At 73.7% G+C, this 21,413-nt stretch carries 19 protein-coding genes and 3 pseudogenes; 9 read left to right on the top strand and 13 right to left on the bottom strand.

What is annotated here, in order from left to right; genetic code table 11:
- Nucleotides 1-298: 298 nt before the first annotated feature.
- Entirely contained in the window at nucleotides 299-598 is a 300-nt protein-coding gene (locus K7B10_RS41570; RefSeq protein WP_372481389.1) for a hypothetical protein, read from the bottom strand.
- Nucleotides 599-733: 135 nt separating this feature from the next.
- On the opposite strand from K7B10_RS41570, the pseudogene K7B10_RS41565 reads away from it, so the two are divergent.
- The 5 genes and pseudogenes from K7B10_RS41565 to K7B10_RS08890 form a co-directional block, all read left to right on the top strand.
- Nucleotides 734-1,249: pseudogene (locus K7B10_RS41565) on the top strand (ATP-binding protein); the annotation flags it as partial.
- A gap of 607 nt (nucleotides 1,250-1,856) precedes the next feature.
- Nucleotides 1,857-2,264, top strand: coding sequence for a roadblock/LC7 domain-containing protein (locus K7B10_RS08905; RefSeq protein ID WP_030161090.1), 408 nt, complete (start codon nucleotides 1,857-1,859; stop codon nucleotides 2,262-2,264).
- The gene (locus K7B10_RS08900) at nucleotides 2,261-2,620 is read left to right on the top strand and encodes a DUF742 domain-containing protein (RefSeq protein ID WP_229344863.1); all 360 of its coding nucleotides are present in this window, start codon (nucleotides 2,261-2,263) and stop codon (nucleotides 2,618-2,620) included. Before K7B10_RS08905 ends, K7B10_RS08900 begins: the two co-directional genes overlap by 4 nt.
- A complete protein-coding gene (locus tag K7B10_RS08895; protein ID WP_229335477.1) occupies nucleotides 2,601-3,221 on the top strand; it encodes a GTP-binding protein in 621 nt (206 codons plus the stop codon). The genes K7B10_RS08900 and K7B10_RS08895 overlap by 20 nt, the downstream gene beginning before the upstream one ends.
- Nucleotides 3,218-4,606 (top strand): cytochrome P450, encoded by a 1,389-nt coding sequence (locus K7B10_RS08890; RefSeq protein WP_229335475.1) that lies wholly within the window; start codon nucleotides 3,218-3,220, stop codon nucleotides 4,604-4,606. Before K7B10_RS08895 ends, K7B10_RS08890 begins: the two co-directional genes overlap by 4 nt.
- A 46-nt stretch (nucleotides 4,607-4,652) precedes the next feature.
- Here the strand turns inward: K7B10_RS08890 and K7B10_RS08885 are convergent, their stop codons facing one another.
- The 3 genes from K7B10_RS08885 to K7B10_RS08875 form a co-directional block, all read right to left on the bottom strand.
- Entirely contained in the window at nucleotides 4,653-5,771 is a 1,119-nt protein-coding gene (locus K7B10_RS08885; RefSeq protein ID WP_229335474.1) for a terpene synthase family protein, read from the bottom strand.
- Nucleotides 5,772-5,774: 3 nt separating this feature from the next.
- Nucleotides 5,775-6,686, bottom strand: a complete 912-nt coding sequence (locus K7B10_RS08880) for an SAM-dependent methyltransferase (protein ID WP_229335472.1) — start codon at nucleotides 6,684-6,686, stop codon at nucleotides 5,775-5,777.
- A 499-nt stretch (nucleotides 6,687-7,185) separates the two neighbouring features.
- Nucleotides 7,186-8,379, bottom strand: coding sequence for an MFS transporter (locus tag K7B10_RS08875; RefSeq protein ID WP_372481388.1), 1,194 nt, complete (start codon nucleotides 8,377-8,379; stop codon nucleotides 7,186-7,188).
- 54 nt (nucleotides 8,380-8,433) lie between these two features.
- On the opposite strand from K7B10_RS08875, the gene K7B10_RS08870 reads away from it, so the two are divergent.
- Nucleotides 8,434-9,216 carry an AraC family transcriptional regulator gene (locus K7B10_RS08870; RefSeq protein WP_229344861.1) on the top strand — a complete coding sequence of 261 codons (783 nt, stop codon included), beginning with the start codon at nucleotides 8,434-8,436 and terminating at the stop codon, nucleotides 9,214-9,216.
- On the opposite strand, the pseudogene K7B10_RS41235 reads toward K7B10_RS08870, so the two are convergent.
- Nucleotides 9,213-9,269, bottom strand: a pseudogene (locus K7B10_RS41235) (hypothetical protein); the annotation flags it as partial. The gene K7B10_RS08870 and the pseudogene K7B10_RS41235 overlap by 4 nt on opposite strands.
- A gap of 56 nt (nucleotides 9,270-9,325) precedes the next feature.
- Here K7B10_RS41235 and K7B10_RS08860 point away from each other — a divergent pair.
- Nucleotides 9,326-10,381, top strand: coding sequence for an enoyl-CoA hydratase/isomerase family protein (locus K7B10_RS08860; RefSeq protein WP_229335470.1), 1,056 nt, complete (start codon nucleotides 9,326-9,328; stop codon nucleotides 10,379-10,381).
- A 36-nt stretch (nucleotides 10,382-10,417) separates the two neighbouring features.
- Here the strand turns inward: K7B10_RS08860 and K7B10_RS08855 are convergent, their stop codons facing one another.
- Both K7B10_RS08855 and K7B10_RS08850 read right to left on the bottom strand, forming a co-directional pair.
- Nucleotides 10,418-11,341 carry an SDR family oxidoreductase gene (locus tag K7B10_RS08855; protein ID WP_229335468.1) on the bottom strand — a complete coding sequence of 308 codons (924 nt, stop codon included), beginning with the start codon at nucleotides 11,339-11,341 and terminating at the stop codon, nucleotides 10,418-10,420.
- Nucleotides 11,342-11,603: 262 nt separating this feature from the next.
- Entirely contained in the window at nucleotides 11,604-11,777 is a 174-nt protein-coding gene (locus K7B10_RS08850; RefSeq protein ID WP_229335465.1) for a hypothetical protein, read from the bottom strand.
- Nucleotides 11,778-11,826: 49 nt separating this feature from the next.
- Here K7B10_RS08850 and K7B10_RS08845 point away from each other — a divergent pair, with 49 nt between their 5' ends.
- Both K7B10_RS08845 and K7B10_RS08840 read left to right on the top strand, forming a co-directional pair.
- Complete coding sequence (locus K7B10_RS08845; RefSeq protein ID WP_229335463.1) at nucleotides 11,827-12,051, top strand: hypothetical protein; 225 nt, start codon at nucleotides 11,827-11,829, stop codon at nucleotides 12,049-12,051.
- A gap of 117 nt (nucleotides 12,052-12,168) precedes the next feature.
- Nucleotides 12,169-13,413 (top strand): annotated as a pseudogene (locus tag K7B10_RS08840) (cytochrome P450 family protein).
- Between the two features lie 4 nt (nucleotides 13,414-13,417).
- Here the strand turns inward: K7B10_RS08840 and K7B10_RS08835 are convergent.
- The 6 genes from K7B10_RS08835 to K7B10_RS08810 form a co-directional block, all read right to left on the bottom strand.
- Nucleotides 13,418-14,491 carry an alpha/beta hydrolase gene (locus K7B10_RS08835; protein WP_229335461.1) on the bottom strand — a complete coding sequence of 358 codons (1,074 nt, stop codon included), beginning with the start codon at nucleotides 14,489-14,491 and terminating at the stop codon, nucleotides 13,418-13,420.
- A gap of 46 nt (nucleotides 14,492-14,537) precedes the next feature.
- Complete coding sequence (locus K7B10_RS08830; RefSeq protein ID WP_229335460.1) at nucleotides 14,538-16,145, bottom strand: molybdopterin-dependent oxidoreductase; 1,608 nt, start codon at nucleotides 16,143-16,145, stop codon at nucleotides 14,538-14,540.
- 128 nt (nucleotides 16,146-16,273) lie between these two features.
- The gene (locus tag K7B10_RS08825) at nucleotides 16,274-17,467 is read right to left on the bottom strand and encodes an oxygenase MpaB family protein (RefSeq protein WP_229335459.1); all 1,194 of its coding nucleotides are present in this window, start codon (nucleotides 17,465-17,467) and stop codon (nucleotides 16,274-16,276) included.
- Between the two features lie 80 nt (nucleotides 17,468-17,547).
- Complete coding sequence (locus K7B10_RS08820) at nucleotides 17,548-18,585, bottom strand: polyprenyl synthetase family protein (protein WP_229335458.1); 1,038 nt, start codon at nucleotides 18,583-18,585, stop codon at nucleotides 17,548-17,550.
- Nucleotides 18,578-18,982, bottom strand: coding sequence for a hypothetical protein (locus K7B10_RS08815; protein WP_229335456.1), 405 nt, complete (start codon nucleotides 18,980-18,982; stop codon nucleotides 18,578-18,580). Before K7B10_RS08815 ends, K7B10_RS08820 begins: the two co-directional genes overlap by 8 nt.
- A gap of 275 nt (nucleotides 18,983-19,257) precedes the next feature.
- On the bottom strand, nucleotides 19,258-21,413 hold a 2,156-nt coding region (locus K7B10_RS08810; RefSeq protein ID WP_229335454.1), incomplete at its 5' end, for an alpha-N-acetylglucosaminidase.

Raw genomic sequence — 21,413 nt, 5'->3', positions numbered from 1 at the left:
GGGATGGCGCGGCCTGCAAGGGGTGTGTGGCCGTGTTGAAGGGACCACGGGTTTCGGCCAGATCCGGAAGCCTCAACACGCTTGCCGCGTCCGGATCATGACCTGCTGTCAAGTGCCGTGCGTATAGACGCTAAGATTCCGGGCCGTTGTCATATGATCATTCGCTTTCGATCGTTTGAGGGTTCTGATGGTTCGCGTGGGATCGTCGCCCGGAAGTCCAGGGCCCACCTCACCCGTCGTTTGGGCGCTGCCCGCCCTGCTGACCGCCGCCGCCGCGGTGATCGCCGTGGTACAGGTGTCAGCATCTGCCCGCACCCCCGTCGCCTGGATGGGAGCCGTCGCCTTCGTGGCCGTCGCCCTGTCCTGCGGTGAGGCCGCCCGGCGCGGCAAGGTGGTCGCCGCGCTGCGGGCGACGGTCGCCGCGCAGGAGGCGGCCCTGCTCCGGCAGCAGGCCGAGACCGTACGACTCGCGCAGGAGCTGCTGCCCGACGTCGTGGAACGGCTGCGCAAGGGGGAGTTCCCCGAGGAGGTGCTCGCCTCCCTGGAGGAGCTCGACACCTACGGGCCCGGCCTGACACGGGAGTTCAGGGCGGCCCACCAGGCCGTGCTGCGCTCGGTGCTCGACGCCGTCGTCGCCGAGGAGGACCTGCGCGACTCAGCGCAGCGCGCCTTCGTCAACATCGCCCGCCGCGTCCAGGCCATCGTGCACCAGCAGGCCCAGGAACTGCGGGAGATGGAGGACCGGCACGGCCGTAGCCCCAAGGTCTTCGGAGACCTGCTGCGGCTCGACCACGGCACGGCCCTCATCGGCCGCCTCGCCGACTCCATCGCCGTACTCGGCGGGGCCCGGCCCGGCCGCCAGTGGAGCAAGGCCGTCCCGCTGTACAGCGTGCTGCGCGGCGCCATGTCGCGGATCATCGACTACCAGCGGGTGGAGCTGCACTCCGTCTCCCAGGTCGCCGTCGTCGGCCCCGCCGTCGAACCGCTCATCCACGCGCTCGCCGAGCTGCTGGACAACGCGACCCGTTACTCCCCGCCGCAGACCCGGGTCCACCTGACCGCCGTCGACGTGAACTCGGGCATCGCCGTCGAGATCGAGGACGGCGGCGTGAGCATGAGCGAGGAGGCCCGCAAGCGGGCCGAGCGCATGCTCCGCCAGGCCCAGCAGGGCATCGACCTCACCGACCTCGGCGAGACCCCGCGCCTGGGCCTCGCCGTGGTCGGCCGGCTCGCGCAGGCGTACGACTTCCAGGTCTCGCTGCGCGCTTCGGCCTACGGCGGCGTGCGCGCCGTACTGATCATCCCGCAGTCGCTCATCACCACCGCCGCCGCCGCGACCGGCGTCGCCCACGGCATCGGCACCGCCTCGGGCCCCCGTGCCGCCCTGGCGCCCGCCGCCGGCCGGGCCCCCGCCGAGTCCGGGGCCCCGGACGTACAGCCGCAGTCCGCGCGCCCGGCCACCGGCCCCCGGATGCCTGCCGCACCCGACGAGGTGCCCGCCGTGACCGAGCGGACCCCGGGCGGACTGCCGCAGCGCCGCCGCAAGACCCGCGCCGTGCCGCCGGCGCCCGCGGCCCCGCGGGCCCCGGCGGCACCGGCGACCGGTTCGTCGCGGCGGCCGAGGCGGCCGCGGACCGCGCCGGACACGAATACGCCGAGGAGACCGGGTACGCGTACGGATCCGGACGCGAGCCCGATCCCGCGCCGGACCCGGAGCCCGAGGTACAGCCCGGGATGTGGCTGGCCGCCTTCCAGGGCGGCCTGTCGGGGGACAGCCAGACCGCCGCGACCCGGAGCGGCGCAGCAAGCCAGAACACGGATGCCTCGCCGGCCTCGGCGAGCAAGGGGGAACAGCCATGAGCCAGCAGCAGACCAATATGGACTGGATGCTCAAGGACCTGGCCGAGGGTGTTCCGCAGACCCGCCACGTCATCGTCCTGTCCGCCGACGGCCTGCGCATGGCGCAGTACGGCGCGGAGACCGACACCGCGGACCGGCTCGCCGCCGCCTGCGCCGGACTGCAGAGCCTCGCCGGCGCCGTGGCCACCGAACTGCCGGGCAGCAGCGGGCGGATGCGGCTCGTCGTCATCGAGATGGACGGCGGATTCTTCTACCTGATGGCGGCCGGCGCCGGCGCCTTCCTCGCCGTACTGGCCGACGAGGGCGTCGACGCCGGACTGATGGGCCAGCGGATGCGCGACCTCGTCGCCCGGATCGGAGAACACCTGAGCAGCCCGCCGCGCCGCGACGGGCAGCCGGCGTGAGCAACCCGGGTGGGGACTGGGAGGACGGCACTCCCGAGCGGCTGTACGTGATCACGGGCGGTCGCAGTGGCGATTTAGAACCCAGCCACCTCGACCTCGTCACGCTGATCATCGCCAAGTCGGGGCCCAGGCCCGGGATGCAGCCGGAGCACGCGGCGATCATGCGGCTGTGCCGGTCGCCGCTCTCGCTGGCCGAGATCTCCGCCTATCTCGGCCTGCCGGTGAGCGTGGTCACCGTACTCCTCGGTGACCTGATCGCCGCGGGCCACGTGCTCTCCCGCCCACCCGTCGCCCCCGCCAAACTCCCGGACCTGGCACTGATTGAGGCAGTCATCGATGGACTTCGAAAGCTCTGAGCGGGCCACCGTGCCCCGGCGCGAGGACGCGCTGCCGGCCACGGCCGCCGCCGCAGTCAAGGTGGTGATCGTGGGCGGCTTCGGGGTCGGCAAGACGACCCTCGTCGGCTCGGTCAGCGAGATCCGGCCGCTCACCACCGAGGAGACGATGACCCAGGCCGGGGTCGGCGTCGACGACACGGCGGGCGTGGAACGCAAGACCTCCACCACCGTGGCCATGGACTTCGGCCGCATCAGCATCAACCAGGAGCTGGTGCTGTACCTGTTCGGCACCCCCGGCCAGGAGCGCTTCTGGTTCCTGTGGCGCGGCCTGTTCGAGGGCGCGCTCGGCGCGGTGGTCCTGGTCGACACCCGCCGACTGGAGGTCAGCTTCGACGTGATCGGCCGGCTGGAGGAGCGCGGGGTGCCCTTCGTGGTCGCCGTCAACTCCTTCCCCGACGCGCCCGAGCACCCCTTGGAGGAGCTGCGCACCGCCCTCGACCTGCCCGCGTCCGTACCGCTCGTCTTCTGTGACGCGCGCCGGCGCGACTCCAGCCGCGACGTCCTGATGACGCTGATGCGCTACCTGCACTCCCTCGCCGCGACCACGGAGGCATCGTGAGCACCACCCCCATCCACCAGCCGGATCCGGCCGCCCCGCCGCCCGGCTGCCCCGCCCACCGGCTCTACGGCGCCGAGGCCGAGGCCGACCCCATGGGCCTGTACGAGAAGCTGCGCGCCGAGCACGGGTCGGTGGCCCCCGTCCTCGTCCACGGCGACCTCCCGGCCTGGCTGGTGCTGGGCCACCGCGAGAACCTGGACGTGGCGCGCACCCCGTCCCGCTTCTCCCGCGACCCGCGCCACTGGCGGGACCAGCAGGAGGGCAACGTCCCGCTGGACCACCCGCTCACCCCGATGACCGCCTGGCAGCCCGTGTGCCACTTCGTCGACGGCGTCGAGCACGAGCGGCTGCGCGGGGCGATCACCGAGTCGCTTGAGCGCTTCGACCGCCGCGGCGTACGCCGGTACGTGAAGCGCTTCGCCGACCAGCTGATCGACGCCTTCGCCCAGTCCGGGAAGGCCGACCTGGTCGCGGACTTCGCCGAGCCGCTGCCGATGCTGGTGATGACCCAGCTCGTCGGCGCGCCGGAGTCCTACGGACCGCGCCTCGTCGAGGCCGCCCGCGACATGATCCGGGGCACCGAGACGGCCCTCGCCAGCAACGAGTACGTCCTGGTCACCCTGCGGGAGCTGGTCGCCGCCAAACGGGAGCAGCCCGGCCGGGACTTCACCACCTGGCTGCTGGAGCACCACACCGCCCTCGGCGACGAGGAGATCGTGGAGCACCTGAGGCTGGTGCTGATCGCCGCGTTCGAGACGACCGCGAACCTGATCGCGAACACCGTGCGCATGGTGCTCACGGACCGCCGCTTCCGCGCGAACCTCTCGGGCGGGCACATGACGCTCCCGGACGCGCTGGAGCAGGTCCTGTGGGACGAGCCCCCGCTCATGACGGTCCTCGGGCGCTGGGCCACCGGGGACACGGAGCTGGCCGGGACGCCCATCAAGGCCGGGGACATGCTGTTGCTGGGGCTCGGGGCCGCGAACCTCGACCCCGAGATCCGGCCGGACGCCACCCTGCCCGTCCACGGCAACCGCTCGCACCTGGCCTTCAGCAGCGGCCCGCACGAGTGCCCCGGAGCTGACATCGGCCGCGCCATCGCGGACACCGGAATCGACACGCTGCTGACCCGGCTGCCCGACCTGGAACTGGCCGTCCACGAGGACGAGCTCCTGTGGAAGTCGTCGCTGATGTCCCGTCACCTGGTGGCGCTGCCCGTACGGTTCACCCCGCGCGGCGCCACCGTCACCGGGTCCACGCCTGTACCCGGTGCCGAGCGGTCGGCGGGGCGGCCGCCCCGTACGGCTCCTGCGGCCACCCCCGTCGCGGGGGAGCGGCCGGCGGGGCGGGGTTCCTGGTGGAGCCGCCTGCTCGGCCGGCGCTGACCTCGGCGGACTCGGCGGCGCCCGGCGGAGCCCGGCGCCGCCGCCCTCAGCGAGAAGAGGCGTCGAGCTGCTGCCACCACCAGGCGAGAGCCGGGATCGGCAGCGGTTCGAGGCTCGGGTCGCTGGGCGCATCGCTCCAGGCGATGTCGAACGAAGCCCCCTCCACCGGAAGGGCGTTGCGGTTGCGCGGACTGGCGTACCGCAGCGCCCCGTCGTGGTAGGCGGTGTCGCCCGAGACCCAGTGCTCCACCGAGTCGAGATGGCGCGCGAGCTGATCGTCGGCGCCCCGCGCCAGCTGCTCACGCAGCCGGGCGAACAGGGTCACCGACCGGTCCCGCAGTGCGTACACGGCGGGCAGCGCCTCGGCGGCCGTACAGCCGTGGTGCAGCGCCAGTACGTTGACCAGGTTCTGCTCGAGCGGCTTCTGGTGGTCGTCCTTGTCGTACGAGAACACGTCGTTGTCGCAGGCGACGATGAACCCGGCGGCGTCCGTCAGGGCCTGGACGGGCGCGGAGTACAGCACCTCGCCCGGTACGTGGATCCCGTTGGCCACATCGCACCAGGTCAGCAGGAACCGGGTCGCGCCGACCGAGACCCGGGTCGCCGCGAAGTCGTTGAGGCCGGGCATGACGCCCTGCTCCTCGGCCGCCGTCCGCGCGGCCGCGCCGAGTATCCAGTCCCGCAGGCCCTCGGTGAGGCGGTGGAGCTGCTCGCGGGTGAGCATCTCCCGAGTGCGCGCCACCAGGTCGTCCAGGGCTGCCGTGTACGGCCCGGGAGGCAGCAGGCCGGCACCGGGCACCTCCAGGGTGCGGATCAACCGCGCTCCGTGGTCGGCGACGGCCGCCGTGCGCGCGGGACCGGTGCCGGAGTCCTGCCAGTCGTCGGCCGCGAAGGCCCAGTAGCACCATTGGGAGAAGAGCAGCATCGGCTCCACTTCGCCGAAGGGGACGATCCGGCTGACCATGTCGGCGCTGCGCGTGGCCAGACCCCAGGCGCGCTCGGTGGCGTCGGGGTAGAGCCCGAAGGCGTCGATCCAGGCGATCGACCGCTCTTCGAGCTCGGCCGCCTTGGGATGGATCAGATCCCTCGCGTACGGCCAGTAGAAGGGCGGCAACGGCCAGCCGATTCGGGAGGGACGGGTGTTGTCGCCGTAGGCCGGGGGCATCGGTCAGCTGCCCCCGCCCAGGCGGAACATCAGCAACCGGGTCTCCAGGGCGTGGTCGCGCCAGATGCGGAACAGCTTGCCGTGCGTGATGGTGGACTCCTGAAGTCGTTCGCGTGACCAGGCGGAGGGGGCGCCGGAGCTCTCGACGCGGTCCAGTTCGGCGGTGTTCCAGGCCATGGACTGCACCCAGAACTCGGCGACCCGGTCGGTGACGTCCTCGTCCTGCTCCAGCTCGAAGCCGGCCGCCTCGGCGGCGGTGAGGTACTCGGTGAGGGTGCCGAGGCGCGTCTTGTAGTAGCCGTCGATGAACTCGGTCCATTCGGGCCGGCAGATGAAGTGCTCCTGGATGCCGAACCAGCCGCCCGGCTTGAGCGACTGCGCCACGACCTTGAACAGCCGCTCGCGGTCCATGTAGCCGGAGCTCTCGTTGGCGTAGGCGGCGTCGTACTTCCGGTCGGCCGTGAAGGCGTGCACGTCGGCCAGGAGGGGGGTGACGCGGTCGCCGACACCGGCCTGGCGGGCGAAGTCCTGGATCACGGGTATGTGGTCGGCCGCGACGGTGAGCCCGGTCACCGTCGCGCCGTGCTCCTGGGCCCAGTAGAGCGAACCGCCGCCGACACCGCAGCCGATGTCGAGGACGCTGCCCGGCGGGGTGGCGTACGCGCCCCAACTGCGGGCGGCGTGTTCGACGATGGCTTCCTGGGACTCCACGATGCGGCGCTTGAGGACGCGTTGGGAGACGGTGGTGTTCGGTGTCGCTCCGGGGCCGAAGAGGCCCATGTGGAAGTGGACCCGGGGTCCGGGGCCGTACTTGTGGAGGATGTCCGCGGTCTTGCGGCTGTAATAGAGCGGCACTTGGCTCTCGTCGAACTCCTGGCCACCAGCGGGGGTCTGGATGACAAGGTTCCTGTCCATCGATTCTCCGGTCCTGCGGTCGCGTGGGGGTGTTTATCGGCCGCCCCACTCTGCCCGTAAGCGATCGATAAAAGTCATACATCGCTCGGGTGATGAGCATAGCCACAGCTGAAACGGCAACAATTCCGGCCATTTGATGGCACGTCAGGTGTGATCCGAGGGCGTATGCGGAATACATGCCGCGGCGTCAGGCGGAAGGCGGGTCCGGGAGTCGGGTGACCGGGTGCGCTGCTTGCCGGGTGCCGAAGGCGGCGGCCTCGGCGTCGGGCGCGGCGGCTACCGGAGGGCCGCCATGCGCGGAATGGGAACGCAAGTGCGAATTTCGAGGAATCCCGGCCCGCGCCGCCCCGGCACTCGCCGGCGCGGAATTGCGGCGGGTGCCGGGCGCGGCCGAACCGAATGCGGTCGCCCGGAAGGCGGGCCCCCATCGCGGGCGCGAAAGCGGCGCCGGCCGTACGGATCGGCGCCGCGCCTGAACGGGCGCTGCCGCGGCGCCCGTTCAGGCGCCCGGTACGGGCTCCGGCAGTCGCCGGGCCAGGGCCCACGCCAGCAGCGGGAGGACGGTCAGCGGGAGCAGGGCCGTCCGGACGGAGGTGGCGTCCGCGAGGGCGCCGATGAAGGGGCTCGCCAGGCCGCCGGCGCTGACCGTCAGGCCGAGCGTGACGCCGCTCGCCGTCCCCATCCGGGTCGGCAGGTAGTCCTGGCCCAGCGTGACCTGGAGAGAGAACGGCACGTACAGGGCCGCGGCCGCGAGCGCCGCGCAGACGTACACCAGGGGGAGGGGCAGGCACAGCACGCCCAGGACGGCGGGAGCGGCCGCGGCGTACGCCCGCCGGACGGTGGCGACCCGTCCCCGGCGGGCGGCCAGCCGGCCGCCGAGCAGGGTGCCGCCCGCGCTGCCCGCGAACAGGGCGAACAGGGCCAGCGCCCCCGCCGTCCCACCGCCGCCGCGCTCGCGCACGTACAGCGCGATGAAGGTGCTCAGCCCGATGAACGCGACGGACCGGACGACCACCACGAGGGAGAGCCGCAGGAACGCCCGCCGGTCCTCGTGCCCGGGCGCCCCGGGGGAGGCCGCCGCCCGCGGTCCGGCGGCCCGCTCCCGCCCCGGCCGCGGGCGGTTCAGTACGACGCCCAGCGCGGCCGGGGCCGCCAGCAGCCACCACCCCGCCGGCCCGGAGACGGACAGGGCCCCGACGACCAGCAGCGGCGCGCACGCGAAGCCGATGTTGCCGCCGAGTGCGAACCAGCTCATCGTCGTGTGCCCGGGCCCGTCCGCCGCGGTGCGCACCAGCCGGGCGGCCGCCGGGTGGTAGGCGGCCACACCCAGCCCGGACAGGGCCACGGCGGCGACGGTGGCCGCATGACCGGCGTCCGCGCCGACGAGGGCGATGCCCAGCCCGGCGGCGGCCGTGTTCAGCGGGATCAGCCACGGCACCGTCCGCCGGTCGGCCAGCGCCCCGAACAGCGGCTGGACCACCGAGGACAGAAGGGAGGCGGCCAGCACGATGCCGGACGCCGCGGCGTAGCCGTACGCGCGCTCGGAGACCAGGAAGGGGACGAGTGCGGCGACGGCGCCCTGGTAGACGTCCACGCAGGAGTGGCCGGCCGCGTAGGCGGCGATGCGGCGGCGTCGCACGGGACGGGTTTCCGCTGCGGCGGGCGGCTCGGGAGCGGTCTTCGGTGAGTTCACCGGTCGAGAATCGCCGTCGGCGCCGGCGGCCCGCTTCCGATAAATTGCCCGATGATGCAGAAGATCCGCCACACCCCACGGGCCGCGACGAGCATCCGCGCCCTCGACACCCACGTCGGCATCGACCCGCACCGGCACGACGACCACCAGATCGCCTACGCCGGCTCCGGAGTACTGTCCGTCACCACCGACGCCGGGACCTGGGTGGCACCCACCACCCGCGCCCTGTGGATCCCGGCCGGTACGGTCCACGAGCACCGCGCGTACGGGCGCACCGACCTGCACTCCGTCGGCCTGCCGACCCGCCTCAACCCGCTCTCCCTCGACACCCCCGCCGTGATCGCCGTGGGCCCGCTGCTGCGCGAGCTGATCCTGGCCTATACGCGGGCCCCCGAGGACGAGGGCCCGGCGCGGCGCCGGCTGCTCGGGGTCCTGCTCGACCAGCTGCGCGCAGCGCCGCTGCAGCCCCTGCACCTGCCCGCCCCCGCCGACCCCCGCCTGGCGGCGGTGTGCGCCCTGCTGCACGCCGATCCGGCGGACTCCCGGGGGCTGGCGGCGCTGGGTGCGGCCGCCGGCGCCGGGGCGAGCGAGCGGACGCTGAGCCGCCTCTTCCGCTCCGAACTCGGCATGACCTTCCCGCAGTGGCGCACCCAGCTGCGCCTGCACCAGGCGCTGCGGCTGCTGGCCGTCGGCACCCCGGTCACCGCCGTCGCGCACCGCTGCGGCTGGTCCTCCGCGAGCGCCTTCATCGACGTCTTCCGGCGCGCCTTCGGCCACACCCCCGGCGCCCACCCCGGCCGACTGCCGACGCGGACCGGGTGCACGAGGATCCGGTAGGCGTCCACCAGGTCGTGGCGCAGGAAGGCGGCGGCGAGACCGGCCCCGCCCACGACCGGATCGCCTCCTCCGGCGAGGAGATGCCGGACCACGCTACATACTGGCCGGTGTGAAGAGCGAAGACGGCGCAGACGACACGGTCCTGTTCACCACGGAGGGCCACACCGGGGTGATCACCCTCAACCGCCCCAGGGCGCTCAACGCCCTCACCCACCCCATGGTGCTGCGGATCACCGAAGCGCTGACCACCTGGGAGCGCGACCCCGCCGTCGCCCAGGTCCTCATCCGCGGAGCCGGCGAGCGCGGACTGTGCGCCGGCGGGGACATCCGGGCCATCCACGACGACGCGAAGGCCGGCGGCGACGCCTCCGAGGGCTTCTGGCGCGACGAGTACCGGCTGAACGCGCGGATCGCCCGCTACCCCAAGCCCTACGTGGCCCTCATGGACGGCATCGTCATGGGCGGCGGAGTCGGCCTGTCCGCCCACGGCAGCGTGCGCGTGGTCACCGAACGCTCCCGCGTCGCCATGCCCGAGACCGGCATCGGCTTCGTCCCCGACGTGGGCGGCACGCACCTCCTGGCCCGCGCCCCGGGGGAGCTCGGCACCCACCTGGCCCTGACCGGGGCCGCCGTGGGCGCGGCCGACGCACTGCTGTGCGGGCTCGCCGACCACTTCGTACCCGCCGCCCGGCTGGCGGAGCTGACCGCCGAACTCGCCGGAGCCCCGGCGCACGAGGTGCTGCCGCGCTTCGCGCAGCCGCCCGCTGCGGGCGAACTGGCCGCATGGCGCGACCGGATCGACCGCTGCTACGCCGCCGACACCGTCGAGGAGATCGTGGACCGGCTGCGGGCCGAGGGCGATCCGGCCGCCAAGGAGGCTGCCGAGACGATCCTGGCGAAGTCCCCGACCTCGCTCAAGGTCACCCTGGCCGCCCTCCGGCGGGCCCGCGCACTCGGCTCCCTGGAGCGGGTGCTGGAGCAGGAGTTCCGCGTCTCCTGCCACGCCCTGCGCACGCCCGACCTGGTGGAGGGCGTCCGGGCGCAGGTCGTCGACAAGGACCGCAACCCGCGCTGGTCCCCGCCCACGCCGGCCGAGGTCACCGACGCGGACGTGGAGCGGTTCTTCGCCCCGCTCGGGGAAGCCCGCGAACTGTGCCTGCCCTGAGGGACGTCGGCGACCGGCCCGGTCAGCCGTGGCGGATCAGCGGTAGCCGGTCACGTCGGCAGGGAGGCCGTGGTCCTGGACCTCCACCAGGTACCGCCAGGCGTCCGGCCGACTGCCGTCGAGGTCCGTGAACCCGTACGCGCGGGCCAGCTGAGCGCTGGAGAGCGACTGCCCGTTCCAGCGCGCCACCTGCGGATCCGCGGCGAGCGCGGCGACGCCCCGCCCGACGTACGAAGGGGTCTCGGAGATGGCGAAGTGCGGCATCCGCTCCAGCGCGTCCCGCCAGTTCGCCTCTCCCACACCGAAGTTGTCCAGCATCATCTCCGAGCGCAGCCAGCCCGGAGTGAGCGCCACCGCCGTCGCCCCGCGCGGCCCCAGTTCGTGCCCGAGGGCGAACGCCATGCGCAGCACCGCCGACTTGGCGAGGTCGTAGAAGAAGGAGACGCGGTAGTTCGCCGCGTTGTACTCGGCCGTGCCGTCCGTCATCTCCACCACCAGCCCGCCCGGCCGGCGCAGCAGCAGCGGCAGCGCGAAATGGCTGGTGATGGCATGGGTGTCCACCGCGAGCCGCAGTATCCGCAGTCCGTTGTCCAGGTCGTGCTCCCACACCGCGGCGTCCCACTCGAAGAGCTTCTCGCCGCCCCAGATGTCGTTCACCAGCAGGTCCAGGCGCCCCTGCTCGGCGTCGATCCGCCCGACCAGCGCCTCCACCTCGGCCGGCACCAGATGGTCCGCGACCACGGCGATGCCGAGCCCGCCCGCCTCCGTGACCAGCTCCGCCGTCTCCTCGACGGTCTCCGGCCGGTCGTACTCCGAACGGCTGCCACGGGTGCTGCGCCCCGTCGCGTACACCGTCGCGCCCCGCGCACCCAGCTGGACCGCGATGCCCCGGCCCGCGCCCCGCGTCGCCCCGGCCACCAGGGCGACCTTGCCTTCGAGGGCCCGCCGCTCTTCCGCCATGCCCCGACCCTACGCCGCCACCGCCGGCCGGGCGCGCCGCCGCGCGCGCGGACGGACCGGGGAGGAGGGGGGAGGGCCCCGGCCGATGGCCGGATCGGCGGCCTTTCGAGGCGGCGCCACGGGTGGGTACGACGGGCGTCCGGGACCTGCCCCTGACCCGTGGAGGCGTGCGCCCGATGACCACCGCCGACATGACGAGCGTCGACGAGATCTACGGACTCCCCGCCCCGCGGCAGTACTTCGCCCCTCTGGGACCGTACGCCTACCGGACCCGGGTCATGCCCAGCCGGTGTTCCGCTCCCTGGCGGGCGAACTCCCCCCGGAGCGGCGCACGGTGCTCGACGTGTGCTGCTCGTACGGGATCAACGCCGCGCTCCTCAACCGCGACCTGACCCTCGACGAGCTGTACGCGCGCCGGCGGCACCAGCTTCCTCACCGGACGCACCTTCGCCCGCCTGTGCACCGCTGCCGGCCGGCCGGTGCCGGTGGGCGCCTTCGTCCTGCGCACCCACGACTACCGGACGATCTCCCGCTGCCTGGAGTCGTACGGACTCGCTGTCGAGCGCTCCGCCGCCACCTGGCCGCAGCGGCGCTTCACCGACGGGGCAGAGCGGCGCCGCGCGGTGGCAACCGTCACTGCGCTCGGGGAGGACCCGGCCGGCAAGGAGTCGGCAGGGTACTTCCACACCCGTCTGCACCTGGCCCGCTGATCCCTCCCCGTACCCGTCGCCCGAGGACGTCCCCGGAACGGACTTGTCCAACCCGCCCTCCAGGCCGCACTGTTGCCCGAGATCCGACCACTCGTCCAGACGATCAGGAGATCCGGCTTGTCACCCGACAGCGCACCCGCGCCCGCGTACGTCATCGACCCCGCCGGCGGCTGCCCGCACGCCCTCAACGCCCGGCTGCGCGCCCGGGGAGCCGTCGCGGACGTCGTCCTGCCCGGCGGGGTCCCCGGGGCGGTCGTCCTCGGACACGAAGCGCTGAAGGAGTTCCTCGCCCACCCCGACGCGGCCAAGGACGCCCGGCACTTCCCCGCCCTGCACGACGGCACCATCGCGCCCGACTGGCCGCTGCGGGTGTTCGCCAACGCCCAGGGCATGCACACCGCCGACGGAGCCGACCACCGCCGGCTGCGCTCCCTCGTCGGCAATGCCTTCACCGCCCGCCAGGTGGAGCGGCTGCGGCCGCGCATCGAGGAGCTCACCGCCACACTGCTGGACGAGCTCGGCCGGGCGGCCGCCGAGGCCCCCGACGGGGTCGTGGACCTGCGCTCCCGCTTCGCGCTCCCGCTGCCGATGAGCGTCATCTGCGAGCTGCTCGGCGTGGACCCCGAACACAGGGCCCGGTTGCACCACCTGTCCCACACGGTGATCATCGCCACCGACACCACACCCGCCGAGGTGATGGCCGCCGTACGGGAGCTCGTAGAGCTCATGGGCACGATCGCCGCCGCCCGCCGGGAGGCTCCGGGCGACGACCTGACCAGCGCGCTCATCGCCGCCCGCGAGGAAGACGGCGACCGCCTCAGCGAGGCCGAACTCATCGGCACCATGCGGCTGATGCTCGTCGCCGGCCACGAGACCACCCTCAACCTGATCGGCAACGCCGTCCGCGCCCTGTGCACCCACCGCGACCAGCTCGCCCTGGTCCGGGAGGGCAAGGCCGGCTGGTCCGACGTGGTGGACGAGACCCTGCGCTGGGACGCGCCGGTCAGCTGGTTCCCGTTCCGCTACCCCGCCCGCGACCTCACCGTCGGCGGCACCGTGATCCCGCAGGGCACCCCCGTCCTCGCCGCCTAAACCGCGGCCGGCCGCGACGAGGCCTTCCACGGCCCGGACGCCGACCGCTTCGACGTGACCCGCCCCGCCGCCGGCCGCCACCTCTCCTTCGGGCACGGCGCGCACTACTGCGTGGGCGCCCCGCTCGCCCGCCTGGAGGCCACCATCGCCCTGGAGCGGCTCTTCACCCGCTTCCCCGACCTCGACCTCGCGGTCCCCGAGCCCGAACTCCCCTACCTGCACAGCTTCATCGGCAACAGCGTCGAATCCATCCCGATCCGGCTGGCATAGCGCATCAGCCGCGGCCGTCGCCGGGCGGCGAGAGCTCCGTGCTGAGCCAGCCCAGCGCGTCCGGATACATCGACGTCCAGGTCTGGAAGTTGTGGCCGCCGGCCGGGCGGACCAGGGTCTTCACCCGGACCCCGGTGCCCGCCGCGGCCCGGCGGAAGACCTCCAGCTGCGCCGGCGGGCTGTCCTTGTCCTGCGCCGAAGTGGCCAGGAACAGGGCGACATCGGCCTTCTTCGCCTGCCTGACCAGCCACAGCGGGCTGTTGCGCTCGCGCAGCACCGGATCGGACAGCACCTGCGGATCCCCGCCCAGCGGATCCGGGTCCAGTGCCGCCCCCGCCCGGAACACCTTCGGGTACTGGAGCGGCAGTTTGGCCGCGCAGAACGCCCCCGTCGAGACCCCCATCAGCCCCCAGCCCCCGGGTTCGGGCAAGGTGCGGAAGTTCTTCGCGACCAGGTCCGTCACGTCCTCGGCGAGCCAGCTGGCCACCTTCCGCGTCGGCGTGTTGCTGCAGTCGGTGTTCACCCCGCCGGGGTACACGTCCGGGATCACCACGATGAACGGGTGCGCCGTGCCCACCCCGGCCAGCTGCTCCAGCGTCCCCGGCATGCCGCCCAGATCGATCCAGGTCCGCGGTGACCCCGGATACCCGTGCAGCAGCATCAGCACCGGGAACCGGGTCTTGTCCGCGCCCGGAGCCCGGTACTCGGGCGGGGTCCACACGATCACCTGCCCGGCGAGTTTCGAATGCGAGCCGCGGAAATAGGTGCTCTGCGTACCGTCCCCGCCCTGGGTGAACTTGGCCCGGCCCAGCGGGGGCCCGGTCATCGCCGACGCGTTCTGCGCGTTCTCCGTACCCAGCAGGTCGTCCCACGAGGAGTAGAGCCCGTAGCTGCCGTTGATCCAGGTCGCGATCACCGCGATGGACGTCAGCTGGCACAGCGCGATCATCAGCACCCGCACCGGCCAGCGCACCCACCCCGGCCCGGGAACGCGGTTCCACAGCAGCAGCGCGGCGAGCATGGCGAGGACGGTGACCGCGACGAGCGTGACGAGGAACGGCGTACTGGTCAGCTCCACGAGGGCCGGCTCCTGACGTGCGGGGCGGTTTCCCAGGATGTCCGCATCATGCCTTCCTCCCGGGCCCTGGCCGGACACGCACCGCCACCGAGTGCCACCCGGTCGCCCCGTCGGGAACGGTCCCCCTGCGCTCACCCGTCTGGACGGCGCCCGTACCGTCCGTGGCCCGGACCTCCAGGGTGTGCCGCCCGGGGGGCGCCTCCCACACCCACATCCACTGCCGCCAGGTGTCGTTGCCGTCCGCCGCCCCGAGCCGGGCCTCCTGCCACGGACCCCCGTCCACCCGTACCTCCACCCGGTCGATCCCCCGGTGCTGCGCCCAGGCGACCCCGGCCACCGCCACCCGGCCCTCCACCGGCTCGGCGGACGGGCGCGGGGTGTCGATCCGGGACTGCGTCTTGACCGGGCCCTGCTGGGCCCAGGACCGGCGCACCCAGTACGCGTCGTACGCCGCGAAGGTCGTCAGCCGCAGCTCGCGCAGCCACTTGCACGCCGAGACGTACCCGTACAGGCCCGGTACGACCATCCGCACGGGGAAGCCGTGCGCGAAGGGCAGCGGCTCGCCGTTCATCCCGACGGCCAGCAGCGCGTCCCGGCCGTCCATCACCGTCTCCACGGGCGTGCCGATCGTCATCCCGTCCACCGAGCTCGCCACCAGCTGGTCCGCCGGGCCTCCCCGCGAGGGCGGCCGGACCCCCGCCTCGCGCAGCAGGTCGGCCAGGCGCACGCCGAGCCAGCGGGCATTGCCGACGTACGGGCCCCCGACCTCGTTCGACACGCAGCAGAGGGTGATGTCGTGCTCGACGAGCGGGCGGGCCAGCAGCTCGCGCAGCCCGATGTCGAGAGGGTTCGAGACGCCCTCGCCGTGGATGCGCAGCCGCCAGGTGTCCGCGTCCACCCGGGGCACGACGAGGGCGGTGTCCACGCGGTAGAAGTCCCGGTCGGGGGTGATGAAGCGTGAGATCCCGGGCACCCGCAGCTGCGCGCCGGGCGGTACGGGCGGCGCGGGCACGGCCGGCTCCGGCAGGACCACGTCCGCCCGCGAGGCCGTCGCCCCGGCCGAGCCGTACGCGCCGAGCCGCCGCCCCGCGTACCCGATCCCGGCCGAGGCCACGAGGGCCGCCCCGACCAGCCGCCCGAAGCCGCGCCGGTCCATCGACCAGGCCCCGCCCGGCGGCGCGCCCACCGCGGGGGGCCGGGTCAACGCGCCGACCAGCAGGTACAGCACCCCGGCCGAGACCACTGCGCCGACCAGCGAGGGCAGCGCGTCGTGCCAGTTCGCCTCGGGCCGGCTGAGGGCGGCCGCCGCCCCGACCAGCCCGAAACAGCCGACGAGCGCGATCCCGGCGGGCAGGTGCCGTACGGCGAGCACCCCGGCGGCGACGGCCACGGCACCGAGGACGAGGACGATCCCGAGCGCGAGCAGCAGCTTGTCGGCGGTGCCGAACTCGCGGACCGCCCATTCCTTGACGCCCACCGGCGTACGGTCGACCACGGCCCCGCCGACCGCGGTGACCGGAGAGGCCTCGGGGCGGACGGCAGCCGAAGCCAGCTCGGCCACGGCCAGGCCGGCGCAGGCGGCGACCAGCCCGCAGACGGCGCCGCCCGGGATGAGGCGCCGCCGCCCGGGGTCCGCCTTCACACGGGTCGTCATCAGCAGGTCACCGTCCGCTTCACCGTCCACCGGGAAACCGGGTTTCCAGTGTGGCTCCGACCGGTGCGGACGTGCGCCCGGCCGCGCCCGTTCGGGTCAGTGCCCGTCCCGGTCAGTGCCCGTTCGGGTCAGCGCACCGGCGCCGGCGCCGGCGGCACCCAGCGCCCGGTGCGCGGCGCCTTCACCCCGTACTCCGCCTTCAGCTCGGCCGGGATGGCGTGGTGCATGACCCGCCCCCGGGTCAGCGAGGACAGTTCGAAGCCCGCGAGCAGGGAGCCCGCCTTGTCCAGCGCCCACTCGGCGAGCGGGCTGCTGTCCTCCAGGCTCTCCAGCAGCCCCAGCACCACGGGTACGGCCCTGGCCGCCGCGTCCCAGGGGCTGCGCGGGACCTCCAGCCAGTCGCCGATGGTGTCGCCGACCAGGTAGCGGACGGTGGCCGGGACCATCGGGTCGAACAGCGTGCCGGGCACCACGTCCTCGTACAGCCGCAGCAGCTGGGAGCCCAGGACCACACCCTCGGGGGAGGGGCCGAGATGGCGCTGCAGGTAGAGGTCGCAGTACGCGCGGGCCTCGGCGAGGTCCTGCGGAACGGCCGCCATGTCGCAGCCCGGCAGGGCGGCCACGACCCGCCAGGCGTAGTAGTAGGCCTCCGCGCCCTCCTCGGTCATGTGGATGCCGAGCCGGTGCATGGCGTCGAGCACCAGCAGCGAGAAGAAGGTCTGCCCGGCGATCATGTCTTCCTGGCAGATGGGCATGCCGTCCCGCTCGACGTCCCAGTGGCCGCCGTGGCGCAGGTGGTGGCGGACCGCCGCGTGCAGCAGCCGGACCTTCTGGGCGGCCGGGATGAACGTGCTGCCCTCGGCGAAGGAGTCCGTCCGCATGAGGTACGTGACGAACTGGCCGGTGTTGGCCATCCGGCGGGAGGGGTACGCGAGCGAGTGCGTCGAGGACAGCAGCCGGGCCATCCGGGGGACGGCGTAGCTGACGGGCATCGCCGCGAAGGACAGGCCGGTGTTGATGTGGGCGGCGTTGTCCATGAAGAACAGCCGGGCCTGCTCCATGACGTCCCAGTCGACCCAGGCCGGGGGCAGGGCGCTGGCCTCGAAGTAGCCGCGCGCGGAGGCCGGGAGCCGCTCGGGGAGCGGGTCCCCGGCCGTGGTGAAGAACCGCATGAGCGTGTTGAAGTCGCCCACCTCGTCACGGTGGAACAGGGCGGCGACGGTGTCGTCGGCGAGCGGATCGCCCTGGGTGGACAGGGCGTCGAGGGCGGCGTCGTCGTACCGGGGGCGCGGCGGGGCGGAGGGGGTCTCGGCGGTGGTCACGTGACTCGTCCTTCTCGTGTGTACGGGGCGGTGCGGGGCGGCGGGCCGCGGGGCTTCGGGTGCCGGGCGCCGGCCCGCGGCTACAGCGAGCGATCGGCGGCGGTGCCGGCGAGTTCGCGCAGCGCGGACCGCGCCTCCGCGGGCATCGGTACGCTGTCCAGCGCGTCGGCGGCCCGGGCGATGCGCTCCCGGATCATGTCCTCGACCTGCTGCCGGGCCCCGCAGCGCTCCATCAACGCGCGTACGTCGGCGGCCTCTTCGCCGCCGAGGTCGGGCCGGCCGACCAGTTTCGCGAGCAGCCGCCGCTCGTCGGCGTCGGCCGCGGCGACGGTGAGGGCGAGCAGCGCGGTCGGTTTTCCGTCCCGCAGGTCGTCCACGTTCGACTTGCCGGTCCTGACCGGGTCGCCGAAGGTGCCCAGCAGGTCGTCGCGCAGCTGGAAGGCCTCGCCGAGCGGCAGCCCGTACGCGGAGAAGGCGTCGAGCAGGGCGCGCGTGCCCCCGCCGAGGGTGGCGCCCAGGTGCAGTGGCCGCTCGACGGTGTACTTGGCCGTCTTGAAGCGGGCCACCTCCAGCGACTCGGCCACCTGCGGGAGCGGCTCCGCCCGGGTGCGCAGGACCTCCAGGAACTCGCCCGCCATCGTCTCGCGCAGCAGCGTGGCCCAGAGGGGAACGGTCCGGGCCAGGTAGGCGCCCGGCAGTCCGCAGGAGCTGAAGACGTGGCCGGCGTAGCCCATCAGCAGATCGCCGAGGATCATCGCGAGGGAGGTGGAGCGCTGCCCGGCGGCCGCGGATGCGGCGAAGGCGGCGTGCGCGGTGAGCCGGCCGTGGCGCATCCGGCTGTCGTCGATGATGTCGTCGTGCGTGCAGGCGGCCGCGTGGACGAGCTCCATCGCGGCCGCGGCCCGGATCACGCCCTCGCAGTCGGGCTGTCCCGCCGCCCGCCAGCCCCAGTACAGGTACGCGGCCCGGATCCGTTTCCCGCCCGCCAGCGTGCGGCGCAACTGCTCGGACAGCGGCGAGAGTTCGACGTGCAGCCCCAGCAGTGCCCGCTCCTCCTCGTCGGCCAGCCGGACCAGCACCTCGTCGATGCGCTCCTTGAAGCCGGTGTGGTCATGCACGCGGGTGGCCCTCGGAGGCGACCCGCTCGGCGGCCCGCCGGGCCATGGCCTCCAGGTGGTTCTCCGCTCCCGCCCCCGAGCGGCGGGTGGCCAGCTCGCCGCGCTTGCGCAGCTCCACGACCCCGTCGGTGAGCAGTTCGCGCAGGTCGGATCGGCGCAGTACCTCCTGGGCCCGGTCCGCGGACTGACGTAACTGCTCGAGGGCCAGATCGGCGACCCCGGCGGCGAGCAGCGTCAGCAGTTCCAGGGTCACGGGCGGGCTGCCGGGTGTGGAACCCTGCTCGGGCCCGGGCTGTGCGGCCGGCCCGGGCTGCCCCGACCGTTCGTGCTGCCCCGGCTGTTCGTGCTGCGCGGACTGCCCGGGCTGCCGGGGCCGTTCGTGTCCGGTCTGGGACATGCTCGGTGCACTCCTGTGGGCGTCGGGCCGCGTGACGGCGTCGGAAGGGGCGGCCGCCGGATGTTCCGACGGCCGCCCCCAGGGGGTGTCTTGCCGATCACGCCGGGCTGACCGGCAAGACGCCCGCTGGTGGTCCTGCGTGCCAGTCAACCGAGTGCGCGTCCCGTGCGTCGAACCACCGGAGAGGTTCTCCCCCGCACGGGTAGCGGGATTCCCACGGCCGGGTGATGATCAGCGCATCATCCGATCGCCACCGCCCAGGGTGGTGTAAGAGGTCAGCGGGAGGACCCCTCCCAGGACTTCAGGGCCGACGCGATGCCCGTCGCCAGGGTGTGCGGATCCCCGCTCGGGCCGTCCGCACCGCTCGGGTGCCGGGTGGTGCGCCGGGCCCAGTCCTCCTCGTAGGCGTGCCAGTCGATTTCCCGGGGCGCCGCCCGCCGGACCAGGGACTCCTCCAGCGTCTCGAAGTACGCCGCCCAGCGGGGCGCGTACAACTCCGCGATCAGGCCGTTCCATTCGCGGTTCGCGTAGTCGTGCAGGAAGCCGCCCTCGCTGGTGCTGCGCCGGCCCCACACGCTCAGGATCGACCGGGCGTCGTACTCGTACCGGTCCTGCTCGGCCTCGTCCGCGCCCCAGGAGCGGGCCGCCGCCAGCCAGTCGCCGAGCAGGAAGTTCGGGTCGGAACCGGTGACGCCGTCCAACCGCCTCTCCCCGTCCGCCCACTCGGCGGTCAGCTCCCGGAACCGGGTCAGGTCCTTGGCCTCGTACGCCGCCTTGATCTTCGGCAGCAGCACCCGCGAGTGGTTGGCCAGCGCCTGCCGCGCGGTGTCGACCAGGTCGAAGCGGTAGGCGCTGGAGCCGCGCAGCTTCGGATCCACCTTGAGCAGGTGGTCCAGGGCCCGGCGCACCCCGTCGGCCGGGTACCGCATCGACTTGGGGCTCCAGTACGCCGCCCCCACCGCGGCCAGGCCCGGCCGGGCGGTGAACAGGCTGTCCTGCGACTCCGACCACAGGCCCGAGGAGGTGCTGTAGGGGCCCTTGCGCAGCTCCTCCCAGGCGGCCGCCGCCTCCTTGTCGGGCCGCCCGTAGCGGCGGGCCGCGAAATCGGCGAACCACGTGCGCTGGTCGATCGTCCCGGGCTCCCAGGCGAGATCGGTGAACAGGTCGAAGGCGGCCGGGTTGGTGCCGGTGGCCTCCGGCAGGTAGGCGATGCCCTTCAGCGCGCTGTCGGTCTTGGCCCGCCAGGGGCCGAACCGCTCGATCCACACCGAGGTGTTCGCGCCGATCGTGGTGTGCCCGCCGAAGTTGTAGATCGTGCCCATCGCGTACGGGGCCCCGCCCCAGCGCGTCTCGCGGTCCAGGCGGTTGTACCGGTCGGAGAGCCCGTCCAGGATCAGCAGCTTCGAGGTGTCCACCCCGGCGAGCAGCTCCGCCTTCGGACTGTCCTGCCAGCCCAGCACCGCCCACATCGCGCCCGGGTGCGCGGCGTGCAGCGCCTTCTGGACGGCCCCCGCGGCCGCCTTCACGTCGACGGTGCCCGCCGTCCCGCCCTCGTGCAGCGGGCTCATCCGGTACATCGCGCTGTCCCCGAACACGGCGCGCTGCTCCGCGTAGTACGCGGCCGCCAGCTTCCCGAACACCGGGGAAGTCGGGTCCAGCCAGTCGGGCCGGTCGAAGCCCGCCCAGTCGCCCTGCGCCACCGTCCTCGCACCCGCGTTGCGGGCGGCGAACCCCGGCGGCACCGTGCCGAAGAAGCCGGGCAGCACCGGGGTCATGCCGAGCCCGCGCAGCTGCTCGGCGATCCGCCCGCCGAGCTCGGCGCGCTCCCGCACCAGCCGCTCGGAGACCGGGCCGCCGAAGCCGCTCAGGTTCTGCAGCAGCCACCAGCTCTGGTGCCCGGGGCCGGGGATCCACTCGCGCAGCTCGGTGGCGGAGTAGCCGAAGCCCTGGAGCGCCCGGTAGTACGGGTACTCGGCGCCGGCCTGCACGAACACCTCGTTGATGCCGTGCAGGGCGAGCAGGTCGATCTGCCGCTGGTGCTGCTCGAAGGTGCGGTACGCGCCCGAGTAGCCGTCGTCGGTGTCGTTGAGGGCGTACCGGTGCGGGACGAGCGCGCTGCGGGTGACCGGAGCGGGTACGGCGGGCAGCCGCGCGGGCAGCATCCCGATGCTGTCGCCCGGCCAGCCGATGTCGGCGCCGGCGACGTGCTGGAGGTACCAGCCCACGCCGGTCAGCAGGGTGGCCCCGGTGGAGGCGCGCACGGTGATCGCGCCCGCCGAACCGGACACGGTGAACCGGTCGGCGCCGGCGGCCGGATCGGGCACGAGGGTGAACTGGGCGGCGTGGCGCGGCAGCAGCCGCCCCAGCGCGTCCCGCGCGGGCCCGACGTCGAAGGCACGGGGCGCGGCCGCGCCCGGAGCGCCCGGCCGCG

It is taken from the genome of Streptomyces flavotricini (genome assembly GCF_020639365.1).
Classification (GTDB): Bacteria; Actinomycetota; Actinomycetes; order Streptomycetales; family Streptomycetaceae; genus Streptomyces; species Streptomyces flavotricini.
This window is presented reverse-complemented; position numbering and strand designations above follow the sequence as displayed.

Coding starts and splice junctions, on each gene's coding strand:
- K7B10_RS08830 (WP_229335460.1), bottom strand. CDS start 16,145: ATGACGACCCGTGTGAAGGCGGACCCCGGGCGGCGGCGCCTCATCCCG.
- K7B10_RS08905 (WP_030161090.1), top strand. CDS start 1,857: ATGAGCCAGCAGCAGACCAATATGGACTGGATGCTCAAGGACCTGGCC.
- K7B10_RS08880 (WP_229335472.1), bottom strand. CDS start 6,686: ATGGACAGGAACCTTGTCATCCAGACCCCCGCTGGTGGCCAGGAGTTC.
- K7B10_RS08855 (WP_229335468.1), bottom strand. CDS start 11,341: ATGGCGGAAGAGCGGCGGGCCCTCGAAGGCAAGGTCGCCCTGGTGGCC.
- K7B10_RS08895 (WP_229335477.1), top strand. CDS start 2,601: ATGGACTTCGAAAGCTCTGAGCGGGCCACCGTGCCCCGGCGCGAGGAC.
- K7B10_RS08870 (WP_229344861.1), top strand. CDS start 8,434: ATGCAGAAGATCCGCCACACCCCACGGGCCGCGACGAGCATCCGCGCC.
- K7B10_RS08815 (WP_229335456.1), bottom strand. CDS start 18,982: ATGTCCCAGACCGGACACGAACGGCCCCGGCAGCCCGGGCAGTCCGCG.
- K7B10_RS08885 (WP_229335474.1), bottom strand. CDS start 5,771: ATGCCCCCGGCCTACGGCGACAACACCCGTCCCTCCCGAATCGGCTGG.